Here is a 13,697-nt window from a genome sequence, read left to right on the forward strand (position 1 = left end):
GACCAGGGCCCCTGTTGTCGTGGTCTACGCCAGTGGCGCCCCGCCCGTGCCCGCGGCGTCACCCGGGTCGGCGCCCAGGGCGAGCCGCACCAGCTCGTCGGTGCTCATCGCGTCGACGGCGCTGTCATGGCCGGGCCCGTCCTCCCCGTGGGCCCCTTCCGTCCCGTCGGCCCCTTCCGAGCCGGACGGCCCACCGCCGTCCGCCGACACCTCCAGCGGTCCGCCCGCAGGAACCGCCAGGTCGACGGCGAGGCGGTCGGCGAGGGCGCCGGGGCTCGGGTGGTCGAAGACCAGGGTCGGGGGCAGCCGGACGCCCGTCGCCGTGCTGAGCCGGTTGCGCAGCTCCAACGCCGTCAGCGAGTCGAACCCGAGGTCCTGGAACCGGCTCGCCGCCGCGACCCGCTCCGGCGCCGCGTGCCCGAGGACGGCGGCCACCTCCGTCCGCACGGCCTGGAGGATGATGTGCCGCTGCTCCTTGTGCGGCGCCGCGGCGAGACGGCCGCGCAGCACCGCGGCCGGGGCCTCCGTGGGCCGTGCCGCGGCCGCCCGCGCCGGAGCCGCCGCCGGGGCGAGGGCCCGCAGGACCGGCGGGACCGCGCCGGAGTCGAGTCCGCTCAGGTCGAGGCGGGCGGGTGCCAGAACCGGAGCCCCGTCCGCCACGGCCGCGTCGAAGAGGGCGAGGCCCTCGTCGGCGGACAGCGGGGCGACACCGGACCGCGAGAGGCGCAACAGGTCCGTGTTCCCGAGCCCCGCGGCCATGTCCCCCTCGCCCGCCCACAGGCCCCACGCCAGCGACACGGCGGGCAGCCCCTCGGCGTGCCGCTGCCGCGCCAGGGCGTCGAGGAAGGTGTTGGCGGCCGCGTAGTTCGCCTGGCCCGCGGTGCCGAGCATGCCCGAGAGGGAGGAGAACAGGACGAACGCCGACAGGTCCAGATGCCGGGTCAGCTCGTGCAGATGCCGGGCGGCGTCCGCCTTGGGCCGCAGGACGGCGTCCAGGCGCTGCGGGGTGAGCCCTTCCACGGGCACGTCGTCGAGGACGCCCGCCGAGTGCACCACGGCGGTCGGCGGCTGCTCGAGCCCGTCCAGGAGCGCCGCCACGGCGCCCCGGTCGGCCGTGTCGCAGGCGGCGACCGTCACCTGCGTCCCGGCGGCCTCCAGCTTGGCCACGAACTCCTCGGCGCCCGGCGTGTCCAGGCCGCGCCGCCCGGTCAGGACGAGGCGGCGCACGCCGTGCAGTTCCGTCAGATGACGCGCCACGACCCGGCCCAGGGCACCGAGACCGCCGGTGATCAGTACGTTGCTGTGCGCGCCGAACGGCACGGCGGCGCCGGCGCCCGGCCGGTGCTCGCGCAACCGGGGAGCGAGTGACGTACCGGCGCGGACGGCCAGTTGGGGCTCGTCGGAGGCGACGGCCCGTACGAGGGCGCGCACGGAGTCGGGGTGGTCGTCGGTGTCGACGAGCGTGAACCGGCCGGGGTGCTCCGCCTGTGCGGACCGGACGAGCCCCCACACCGCGGCCCGTGCCGGATCCGGGTGCTCGCCGTCGGCCGCGGCGACCGCGCCCCGGGTGAGCAGGACGAGGCGGCTCGCGGTGAACCGGTCCTCGGTGAGCCAGCGCTGGATCAGTTCGAGGACCTCTGCGGTGGCCGCCCCGGTGGGTCCGCCAGGTTCGGTGGACCCACCGGGTGCGTCGGATCCGCGGTGTGCCGCGGGCCCGTTGGCTCCGCCCGGTCGGCCGGGCGCGCCGGATCCGGTGAGGTCGCCGTGTGCGGCGGCCCCACCGAGCGCGAGGACGACGACATCGGGCGTCCTGGCCCCGTCGTCGTGCGTGCGGAGCAGGTCGTCGAGGGCCGCGTGGGCGCGTACGGTCACGCCGCCCGCCCGCACGGTGTCGCGCAGCGCGTCCGTGCCCTCGCCGAGCAGGGCCCAGGCGCCCGCCGGAGCGGGCGCGGGCAGCTTCTGCTCGGTCCAGCCCAGGGCGAAGAGGGCGGCCTTGTCGTCCGGTTGGCCCGTGCCGGGCGGCAGCTCGCGCAGGGTGAGCGTGTCGATGCTGAGCAGCGGGGCGCCGGACGCGTCGGCGATGAGGAGGGAGTAGGTGTCGCCGCCACCGTGCCGCATGAGCACACGCAGGGGGGAGTCCTCGGTGCCGCTCGTGGAGTCGGCGGCCGCGGTGCCTTCGCTGTGCAGCCTCAGGCCGCTGCACGCGAACGGCACCAGGAGCCGATCGTCGTCCCGGGCGGCGCCGAGCAGGGAGTGCAGGGCGGCGTCGAGAGAGGCGGGGTGCGGCATGAACCCGGTCCCGAGCGCGCCCGACGGCGCGCCGATCTCCGCGTACAGCTCGGCCCCGGAGCGCCAGAGGCGACGCAGGCCCTGGAAGGCGGGGCCGTAGGCGTAGCCGCGGTCGGCGAGGCGGGCGTAGAGGTCGTCGATCGGCACCGGGGCGGCCTGCCGGGGCGGCCAGGCGGTGAGGTCGGCCGGACCTCGCGCGGCCGCCGTCGACCCGCCGGCCGCGCCTGATCCGGCGACCCCGGCGGCCCCGTCCGGATCGAGCGCGCCGGTGGCGTGCCGCGTCCACGGAGTGGCCGGCGCGCTCGCGGGCCGGGAGTAGAGCGCGAGGGAGCGGCTGCCGTCGTCGGCGGGGGCGCCGACGATGACCTGGACCGCTGCGGGCTCCGCGAGCGACAGCGGCTGTTCCAGGGTGAGGTCGGCCACCTGCGCCGCACCGGTGCGCCGCGCCGCGTACAGGGCGAACTCCGCCATGGCGGCACCCGGCAGCCGTACGGAACCGGCGATGACGTGATCGGCGAGCCACGGTTCGGCGTACGGGTCGAGGTGCCCCGTGAACAACAGGGCCTGGCCGTCGGCCAGTTCCACGCCGTCGTCGAGCAGCGGGTGGCCCTGGCCCGCAGACGCCGCGGGGGCGGCCGGGGCGGTCGGCGCGCTCAGCCAGTACCGCTCGCGCTGGTAGGGGTAGGTGGGCAGGGGCACCGTACGGCCGCCGGGGAAGAAGTCGCTCCAGTCGACGGGGGTGCCGCCGACGTGGCTGCGGGCCAGCGCCGTGGTGACGGTGCGGACCTCGTCGTGGCCGCGGCGCAGCAGCGGCGCGACGGAGACGTCCTCGCCCTCGCTGCTGCGGACCATGGCGGTGAGCACGGCGTCCGGACCGATCTCGAGGAAGGCGGTCACGCCGTCCGCGGTGAGGTGGCGCACGCCGTCGAAGAAGCGGACGGTGCCGCGCAGTTGACGTACCCAGTAGTCCGGATCGGCCAGTTCGTCGGCGGTCGCGACCCGGCCGGTGACGTTGGAGACGACCGGGACGCGGGGTGCGGCGAACGTCAACCGGGCCGCCACGGCGCGGAATTCGGCGAGGACGCCGTCCATGTGCGGCGAGTGGAAGGCGTGGCTGACGCGCAGGCGGGACGTGCGGCGGCCCTTGTCCCGCCAGGCGCGGGTGAGTTCGAGGGCGGCTTCGACGTCTCCGGTGACGACGACGGACGTGGGTCCGTTCACGGCGGCGACGTCGAGGCGTCCGGCGTAGGGAGCGAGGGCTTCGCGCACCTCGTCCTCGGTGGCCTCGATGGCCGTCATCGCGCCGCCCGCCGGTGCGGACTGCATCAGCCGTCCCCTGGTGGCGACCAGGGTGCAGGCGTCGGTGAGGTCGAGCACGCCCGCGACGTGGGCGGCCGCGATCTCGCCGACGGAGTGGCCGAGGAGGTGGTCGGGGGTGATCCCGAAGTGCTCCACGAGCCGGAACAGGGCCACCTCGACCGCGAACAGGGCGGGCTGCGTGTACTGCGTCTCGTCGAGCAGGGCCGCCTCGTCGCTGCCCTCATCGGCGAGGACCAGCGCCCGCAGGTCGATGCCCGCGACGGCCTCCATCCGGTCGCAGATCTCGTCGAAGGCGGCGGCGAACACCGGGAAACGGGCGTGGAGTTCACGGCCCATGCCCGGCCGCTGGCTGCCCTGACCGGTGAAGAGGAACGCGGTGCGCACCGGTCCCGCCACGCCGCCGGTCACCACGTTCGGCGCCGACTCACCGTCGCGCAGGGCGTCGAGCCCCGCGAGCAGCTCCGCTCGGTCGGCCGCGAGGATCACGGCACGGTCGGTGAGGGCGGCGCGGGACGCGGCGAGCGAGTGACCGATGTCGAGGTCCGCCTGGCCGAGGTCCGACAGGCCGACGGCGTCGAGGGCCGCTGCGGTCCCGACGGCCTCGGTGGCTCCGGTGGCTCCGGCGGCCTCGGCGGACGCGGCAGCCGCGACAGCCGCGACGGACTGGATGGCCTGCGCGGACGCGTCGGACGATGCGACCTCGGCGGACATCTCGCGCAGGAAGGCCCCAGCACCTCCGGCGGCTTGGCCGGCCCCACCCGCTCCACCGGCTCCAGTGGCGGCGACGGAGGACCCGCCCGCCCCGGCCGCGAGCGGACGCAACTGCGCCGCCTGCGCCCGCAGCGCCCCCGCGCCCCGCGCCGACACCAGCCACGGCACGAGCCCCGGCCCGGCGGACATCCCGGACTCGGCCTGCCCGGCCCCCGGCTGCCCGGGCGGGCCCGCGGGCGAGGCGTCGACAGCCGGCGCCTCTTCCAGTACGACATGGGCGTTCGTGCCGCTGACGCCGAACGACGACACCCCGGCCCGCCGCGGCGCCTCGCCCGCGTCCCAGGGCCTGGCGTCCGTGAGCAGCGACACCGCGCCCGAGCCCCAGTCGACATGCGGCGTCGGCTCGTCCACGTGCAGAGTGCGCGGCAGGACGCCGTGCCGCATCGCCTGGACCATCTTGACGATGCCGCCGACACCGGCCGCGGCCTGCGCGTGCCCGATGTTGGACTTCAGCGTGCCCAGGTACAGGGGCCGCCCCGGGTCCCGGTCCTGGCCGTACGTGGCGAGGAGGGCCTGTGCCTCGATCGGGTCGCCGAGCCGGGTGCCGGTGCCGTGCGCCTCGACGGCGTCGACGTCGGCGGGGGAGAGCCCGGCCTGGGCCAGGGCGTCGTGGATGACCCGTTCCTGGGAGGGGCCGTTGGGCGCGGTGAGGCCGTTGCTCGCGCCGTCCTGGTTGATGGCCGAACCGCGCACGACCGCGAGGACCTCGTGGCCGCTTCGGCGCGCGTCGGACAGCCGCTCGAGGAGCAGCACGCCCGCGCCCTCGCTCCAGGCGGTGCCGTCGGCCGTGCCCGAGAACGCCTTGCAGCGCCCGTCGGGGGCGAGGCCGCGCTGGCGGCTGAACTCGATGAACGTGGTGGGCGCCGACATGACCGTGACACCACCGGCGAGGGCGTAATCGCACTCGCCGTTGCGCAGCGCCTGTGCCGCCAGATGCGTGGCGACCAGCGACGAGGAGCACGCCGTGTCCACGGTGATGGCGGGCCCCTTGAGGCCGAGGGTGTAGGAGACGCGGCCGGACACCACGCTGGGCGAGTTGCCGGTGAAGCCGTACGCCTCCACGCTCTCGGGCGTGGCGCGAAGCCGCGACGTGTAGTCGCTGTACATGACGCCGCAGAACACACCGGTACGGCTGCCGTGCAGGGACGTCGGCGCGATGCCCGCGCTCTCCACGGCCTCCCAGCTGGTCTCCAACAGCAGGCGCTGCTGCGGGTCCATGCCCGCCGCCTCGCGCGGGCTGATGCCGAAGAACTCGGGGTCGAAGCGGTCCGCGTCGTACAGGAAGCCGCCGTGCCGGGTGTAGGACTTGCCGGGCTTTCCGGGGTCCGGGTCGTAGAGGTTCTCGACGTCCCAGTCGCGGTTCTCCGGGAACGGGCCGATGGCGTCGGTGCCCTCGGTGACGAGCCGCCACAGGTCGTCCGGGGTGCGGACGTCGCCGGGGTAGCGGCAGGCCATGCCGACGATCACGATCGGGTCGTCGTCGTGGACCGCGGCCGGTGCCGTCCGCGCCGTGTCCGGCCGGGCGGCGGGGGCCCGGTCGAGCCGGGACACGACGTGCTCGGCGAGCGCGGACGGGGTGGGGTGGTCGAAGACGACGGTGGCCGACAGCTTGAGGCCGGTGGCCGTGCCGAGCCGGCCGCGCAGTTCGAGACCGGAGAGGGAGTCGAGGCCGAGGTCACGGAACGCCGCGTCCGGGGCGACGCCCGCGGCGCTCGGCAGCGCGAGCACGGCGGCCACCGTCGAGGCGACCAGGTCCAGCACGGCGCGCCGGCGTTCGGCGTCCGGCAGCGCGGCCGTGCGCGCGGCCCACGAGTCCGCGCCGGTCCCTGCGCTGTCGGCGGCGCGGCGGCGGGAGCGGGTGCGGGGTGCCAGGGTGCGCAGCAGCGCGGGCGGGGACGCGTCGGGGGCGCGCAGCGCCGCCACGTCCAGCTCGACCGGGACGAGCAGCGGCGCACCCGAGGCCAGGGCCGCGTCGAACAGCTCCATGCCGCGCTCGGCCGAGAGCGGCAGGATGCCGTTGCGGCCCCAGCGGGCGACGTCCGCGTCGGACAGCTCCGCGGCCATGCCTCCGGCCGCCGCGTCCCACATTCCCCAGGCCAGTGATGTCGCGGGCAGACCGTGGGCGCGCCGGTGCTGGGCCAGCGCGTCCAGATGGGCGTTGGCGGCGGCGTAGGCGCCCTGGCCCGGGTTGCCGAGGAGGCCGGCGATCGAGGAGAACACCACGAACGCGGCGAGCGGCAGCTCCGCGGTGAGTTCGTGCAGGTGCCGGGCGCCGTCGGCCTTGGCGGCGAGCACCCGGTCGACGTCGTCGGGACGCAGGTTGTCGAGGGTGGCGTCGGCGAGGACACCGGCCGTGTGCACCACGGCCGTCAGCGGGTGCTCCGTCGGAACGGCGGCGAGGACCTCGGCCAGCCGCTCCCGGTCCGTGACGTCGCACGCCACGACGGTGGCGGTGACGCCGGACCCGGCCAGCTCCGCGACCAGTTCGGGAGCGTGCCCGCTGCGGCTGCACAGCAGCAGGTGCCGCACCCCGTGCCGGACGGCCAGATGCCGGGCGACGAGTCGGCCGAGGCCCCCGGTGCCGCCGGTGACCAGGACGGTGCCGTCCGGGTCGAGCGTAACCGCCGCGTCCTCGGGGACGGCCGCCCGGGTCAGGCGGGGCGCGTACAAGGTGCCGCCCCGAAGGGCGAGTTGGAGCCCGTCGGCGGCGGCGAGGGCGGCGGCCGCGTCGAGCCCGGTGGAGCCGTGGCCCTCGCCGGAGCTGCCGGAGCCGTCTGTGCCGGCGTCGGCGTCGACGTCCAGGAGGGCGAACCGTCCCGGGTGTTCGCTCAACGCGGTGCGCAGCAGCCCGTGCACGGCGGCGCCGGGCAGATCGTGGACGTCCTCGCCGGACGTGGTGGCGACCGCCTCACGGGTCAGGAACAGGAACGTGGTCGACTGCAGCCGCTCGTCGGCGAGGCAGCGCTGCACGGCGGCGAGGGTCCGGCGGACCGCGGCGGCTGTCTCCGCCGGTTCTTCGCGCCGGTCTTCGGGGGTGCGGTAGGGCAGTACGAGGACGTCGGGCGCGGGTTCGCCGGAGGCCAGGGCGGCGTCCAGGGCGTCGAGGTCCTGGTACGCAGTGCCGGTGAGGCCGGGCACGCCGTCGCCGAGGACGGCCCGACGGCCGCTGCGGGACGCGTCGTCGACGGCCGGGAGCGGGTGCCACTCCACAAGGTGCAGGCCTTCGCGGACGGTTCCGGCCCCGGCGGCGATCCGGTCGAGGGACACCGGACGCATCGTGAGCGAGTCCACCGTCAGCACGGGCTGCCCGGCCGGGTCGGTGGCCTCCAGGACGACGCCGTCGCCCTCGCCGGGGGTGAGCCGGACGCGCAGCCGGGTGGCCCCGGTCGCGTGCAGGGTGACGCCGTCGTACGAGAACGGCAGGCGCAGCGCGCCCGGTGCGTCCGGCTCGCCGAGCAGCAGGGCGTGCAGGGCCGCGTCCAGGAGCGCGGGGTGCAGGCCGTACTCGGCTGCCTCCGCGTGCTGTTCCTCGGGCAGCGCCACCTCCGCGTACAGCTCCGGGCCCGAACGCCAGGCGGCCCGCAGCCCTTGGAACGCCGGGCCGTAGGCGTAGCCCAGGTCGGCGAGGCGCGCGTACAGGCCCTCGTGGTCGAGCGGCCGGGCGCCGGGCGGCGGCCAGCTCTCCCGCGTGTCGGACGCGGGCGCGGGCGCACCGGCCGCGGCGAGGACGCCCGACGCGTGCAGCGTCCACTCGCCCTCGCCCCACGCGGCCCCCTCGGCGGCCTGGTCGCGGCGCGAGTGGACGGCGACGGAGCACTCGCCGGATTCGTCCGCGGGGCCCACGGTGAGCTGCACGCGGATGCCGTCGGCGGGCAGGCGCAGCGGCTCTTCGAGGACGAGTTCGCGCAGGCAGCCGAGTCCGGCCCGGTCGCCCGCGGCGACGGCGAGTTCCACGAGGGCCGCGCCGGGCACCAGGGTGGAGCCCGCGATGAGGTGCTGGGCGAGCCAGGGGTGCGTGTGCGCCGAGAGCCGCCCGGACAGGAGCAGGCCGTCGCCCGCGGCCAGGCTCGTCATGCCGCCGAGCAGCGGGTGCCCCGCAGCCTCCAGGCCGAGGCCGGTGGCGTCGCCCGTGGGTGCGGGCGTGTCGAGCCAGTAGCGGCTGCGCTGGAAGGCGTACGTGGGCAGCACGGTCCTGCGGGCGCCGGGGAACAGGGCGTCAAAGTCCACGGGCGCCCCGTGCAGGGCGAGGTGGGCCAGCGCGGTGGCGAAGGTGTGCGCGGCGGGCCGGTCGGGGTGCAGTACGGAGACCGGTCGTGGGCCTTCCTCGCCGAGGCAGGCCCGGGCCATCGCCGCGAGCACGGGCGCCGGGCCCAGCTCGACGTAGGTCGTGACCTTCTCGTCGTCGAGGACGCGGACGCCGTCGGCGAAGCGCACGGTGTGCCGCAGGTGCCGCACCCAGTACTCGGGGTCCGCGAGATCGTCGGCGGTGGCGACGCGGCCGGTGACGTTGGAGACCACGGGGATGCGCGGCGGCGCGTATGTCAGCCCGGCGGCCACCTCGCGGAACGCGTCGAGGACCCCGTCCATGTGCGGCGAGTGGAAGGCGTGGCTGACCTTGAGGTCGGTGGTGCGGCGGCCCTCCTCCCGGAAGGCGGCGGCGAGTTCGGCGGCCGCGTCGGTGTCTCCGGTGACGACGACGGAGCCGGGGCTGTTGACGGCGGCGACGTCGAGGCGTCCGGCGTACGGGGCCAGGGCCTCGCGCACCTCGTCCTCGGTGGCCTCGATGGCCGTCATCGCGCCGCCCGCCCGCGCGGACTGCATCAGGCGGCCCCTCGTCGCGACGAGGGTGCAGGCGTCGGCGAGGTCGAGCACGCCCGCGACGTGGGCGGCCGCGATCTCGCCGACGGAGTGGCCGAGGAGGCGGTCGGGGGTGACCCCGAAGTGTTCGAGCAGCCGGAACAGGGCGACCTCCAGCGCGAACAGGGCGGGCTGTGTGAACTCCGTCCGGTGCAGCCGGGCGTCGTCCGCGGCGAACACCACGTCCTTCAGCGGCACCTGGAGGTGCCGGTCCAGCTCCGCGCACACCGCGTCGAACGCGGCCGCGAACACCGGCTGGGAGGCGTACAGTTCGCGGCCCATGCCGTGGCGCTGGCTGCCCTGCCCGGTGAACAGGAACGCCGTCCGGCCGCCCCCGGCCGCGCCCACCGGACCGCGCACCACGTCGGCGGACGGCGCGCCCTCGGCCAGCGCCGCCAGAGCGCCGAGGAAGCCCTCGCGGTCCTGCGCGACCACGGCCGCGGCGTGCGCGAAACGCGTGCGCGCGGTGGCGAGCGTCAGACCGATGTCCGCGAGGGCGGGCCGCGCGGGACCCTCGGCCTGGTCGGCCTGGTCGGTGTGCTCGGTGACGAAGGCGTGCAGGCGGGCCGCCTGGGCGCGCAGGGCGTCCTCGGTGCGGCCGGAGAGGAGCCAGGGCTGGGGGATGGTGTGGGGGAGGGCGGGGCTGCCGGCGGTGTTCCTGCTGTCCGTGGCGTCCGTGGCGTCCCTGCCGTTTGTGGCATCCGTGGAACCGGAACCGCTGGCGCCGACCGCGTTGTCGGTTGCGCCGGAGCCGCCGACGCCGACCGCGTCGTCCGTGCCGCCGGATCCGCTCACGGCATCCGCGCTGTCCGTGACGACAAGCCCGCCCGTGGCGTCCATGCCGCCCCCGGCCACCGCCCCGGTCGCAGCGGCCGCCACCGGCGCCTGCTCGATGATCACGTGCGCGTTGGTGCCGCTGATGCCGAAGGAGGACACCCCGGCGCGCCGGGGACGGCCGGTCTCGGGCCAGGGCAGTGCCTGCGACAGCGGGCGCACCGCGCCGGCGCTCCAGTCGACGTGCGACGTGGGCCGGTCGAGGTGCAGGCTGCGCGGCAGGGTGCCGTGCCGCATCGCCTGGACCATCTTGACGATGCCGCCGACCCCGGCCGCGGCCTGGGTGTGCCCGATGTTGGACTTCAACGAGCCGAGATACAGGGGCTGTTCGTCCGCGCGTCCCTGCCCGTACGTGGCGAGCAGCGCACCGGCCTCGATCGGGTCGCCGAGCCGGGTGCCGGTGCCGTGCGCCTCTACGGCGTCGACGTCGGCGGGCGCGAGCCCCGCGGCGGCGAGCGCGGCGTGGATGACGCGCTCCTGGGCCGGTCCGCTCGGCGCGGCGAGGCCGTTGCTGGCGCCGTCCTGGTTGATGGCCGAACCGCGGACGACGGCGAGGACCTCGTGGCCGTTGCGGCGCGCGTCGGAGAGGCGTTCCAGGAGCAGTACGCCCACGCCCTCGGCCCAACCCGTGCCGTCCGCGTCCTCGGCGAACGCCTTGCAGCGGCCGTCCGGGGACAGGCCGCGCTGACGGCTGAACTCGACGAACATGCCGGGGCTCGACATCACCGTCACGCCGCCCGCGACCGCGAGTTCGCAGTCACCGGCGCGCAGCGCCTGCGCGGCCAGGTGCAGGGCCACCAAGGACGAGGAGCACGCGGTGTCCACGGTGACGGCGGGGCCGCGCAGGCCGAGGGTGTAGGCGACGCGGCCGGACAGGACGCTGGTGAAGTTGCCGGTGAGCAGGTACCCGCCGGCCTTGTCGTCCGCCTCGTGCAGGCGCGGGCCGTAGTCCTGGGCGAGCGCGCCCAGGTACACGCCGGTGTCGGTGTCGTGCAGGGCGGCCGGGTCGACGCCGGCCCGCTCCAGGGCCTCCCACACGGTCTCGAGGACGAGGCGCTGCTGCGGGTCCATGCCGAGGGCCTCGCGCGGGCTGATGCCGAAGAATTCGGCGTCGAACCGGTCCGCGTCGTGCAGGAATCCGCCCTGGCGCGTGTAGGAGCGGCCCGCGCGGTCCGGGTCGCCGTCGAACAGAGAGTCCAGGGGCCAGCCGCGGTTGACGGGGAAGCCTGAGATGACGTCACGCTCGTCCACGACGAGCTGCCACAGGTCCTCCGGCGATGACACGTCGCCGGGGAAGCGGCACGCCATGGAGACGATGGCGACGGGCTCGTCCGCGTCGGCGCTCCGCCGGGCCGCGGGCGCCGTGGGCTTCGTGGCATCCGCGGTGCCGGACAGTTGCGCGGCGAGGTGCTGGGCGAGGCGCTCCGGTGTCGGGTGCGCGAACACGACGGTCACCGGCAGGCGCATCCCGGTGGCGTCGACCAGGCGGTTGCGCAGCTCCACCGCGCGCACGGAGTCGAAGCCGAGGTCCTTGAACGCCCCGGTGTCGTCGAGTTCGGCGTCCGCGTCGAGGCCGAGGACCGCGGCGATCTCGACCCGTACGACGTCGAGGAGGCGGGCCACGGCCTCCTGCGCGGACTCCTCGGACGAGGTCGCCGCACCGTGCGGAGCATCGGCGTCCGCTACCGGGTCGGCGAACGGCAGGACCGACGCGGGCAGTTCGACGGGTGTGGCGTCCGGGCCGAACGCGGGCCGCCAGTCCACCGCGGCGCCCCCGGCGTGCAGGCGGGCCACCGACGTGAGGAACCGGCGGGTCCCGGGCTCGCGGCGCCGCAGCGACTCCACCACGACGGCGTCCGACTCGAGGTCGTCCAGGGTCTGCTGGAGCGCCATGGTGAGGACCGGGTGCGGGCTGACCTCGATGAAGGCGTGGTGGTCCGCGGCCAGGGCGCGGGTCGACTGCTCGAAGAGCACCGTGCCGCGCAGATTGCCGTACCAGTACGCGGCGTCGAGCCCGGCCGTGTCGAAGTAGTCGCCGGTCGCGGTGGAGTGGAAGGGCACATTCCCTGTGCGTGGCCGCACCGGCGCGAGGCCGGTCAGCATCTCCTCGCGGATGGCCTCGATGTGCGAGGAGTGGGCCGCGAGGTTCACGGGGACGCGCCGGGCCCGCACGCCCTCGGCGGTCAGCTCCTCCAGGACCGCGTCGACCACGTCGCGGTCGCCGGACAGGACGACGGACTGCGGCCCGTTGACCGCGGCGACGGCGAGCCGGTCGCCCCACCGCGCGACCTTCGTGTCCAGGTACGCCCGCGTGGCCGTCACCGAGATCATCCCGCCGAGGCCCGCGAGCCGCGCCTGCGCCTTGCTCCACAGCGACACCACGCGCGCCCCGTCCTCCAGGGACAGACCGCCCGCGACGACGGCCGCCGCGATCTCGCCGACGCTGTGCCCGAGCACCGCGGCGGGCCGCACCCCGAAGGACTGCCACAGCTCGGCCAGGCCCACCATCACGGCGAACAGGGCGGGCTGCACCACGTCGTCGCGGTCCAGGGACGCCGCGTCGGGCGTCCCGCGCAGCACGTCCTCCAGCGACCAGTCGAGGTACGGGGCGAGCGCGCGGGTGCTCGCGTCCACGGAGGCGCGGAACACGTCGGAGTCGTCGAGGAGTCCGGCCGCCATGCCGAGCCACTGCGCGCCCTGGCCGGGGAAGACGAACACGGTCCGGTCGAGCGTCCCGGCGACCCCGCTGATCCGGGTGGCGCTGCGGCCGCCCTCGGCGAGCGCCGTCAACTCCTCGACGAGCTGCCCCTCGTCGTCGGCCCACAGGACGGTGCGGTGCCGTGCCGACGTCGGCGCGCGCCCGGCGTGCTCGCCCGCGGTGTCGGTGCGGGCGGCGGCGTGGGCGGCTGCCAGGGACAGGCCGAGGTCCGCCGCGGCGGGCCGGTCCTCGGCGTGGAGCGCGAGCAGCCGCTCGGCCCGCGTGCGGACGGCCGCCGGGGTGGCCCCGGAGACGACCAGCGGAATCGTGCCGCTACGGAAGAGGGGTTCCCCGGCGGACCCGGCATCGGTGCGCGTGCGGTCGGCAGACACGGTTCTACTCGCTCTCGGTCTAGGTGGATGCCGTGCGGCGGCACGGGGTGGCTGGGACGGCCGTGACGGAACTCGTCAGGGCGGTCCGAAAGAAGGCCGTGCGGTATTCGGGCGGCGTTATTTCTCCGTCAGGAAATCGTGCGGACCCGGTCGTGGTCCAAAACTCCGGGTCTCATGGCGACACATGCCGCGCCTGATTCGGCACAGGCGGTCGGGCCGCTCTCGGGCCGAGTTCGAACGTACCCCGTCACCGAGCCCTGGTGAACCGAAGAAAGGCTCGCCGAGGAGGGCTGTCCCGGTGACGGGACACGGCTGGTCAGGACTTGTGCGAACGGTGTGGACCGACCGATTCGAAGGTCATTCCGACACCCGCGAGAAGCGCTGTGAGAACGGTCGGCACACCCCACCTGACCTGCGGCGCAGTGGGTGGAAGGCGCGCCGCTGAATCGGGTGTTGAGAAGGTACATTTACCTCCTTTTGGGAATATCGCGCAACGCGCGGCGATGGAGGCGTGAGAAAGGACATGCGCGACGTCC

The 13,697-nt window shown here is 75.7% G+C and carries 1 protein-coding gene; it reads right to left on the reverse strand.

The features are described from left to right. Positions 1-24: 24 nt before the first annotated feature. On the reverse strand, positions 25-13,161 hold the full coding sequence (locus tag QUY26_RS38155) for a type I polyketide synthase (RefSeq protein WP_289954954.1): 13,137 nt from the start codon (positions 13,159-13,161) through the stop codon (positions 25-27). Between the last annotated feature and the right edge of the window lie 536 nt (positions 13,162-13,697).

Source organism: Streptomyces flavofungini (assembly GCF_030388665.1).
In the GTDB taxonomy this organism is placed as follows: domain Bacteria; phylum Actinomycetota; class Actinomycetes; order Streptomycetales; family Streptomycetaceae; genus Streptomyces; species Streptomyces flavofungini_A.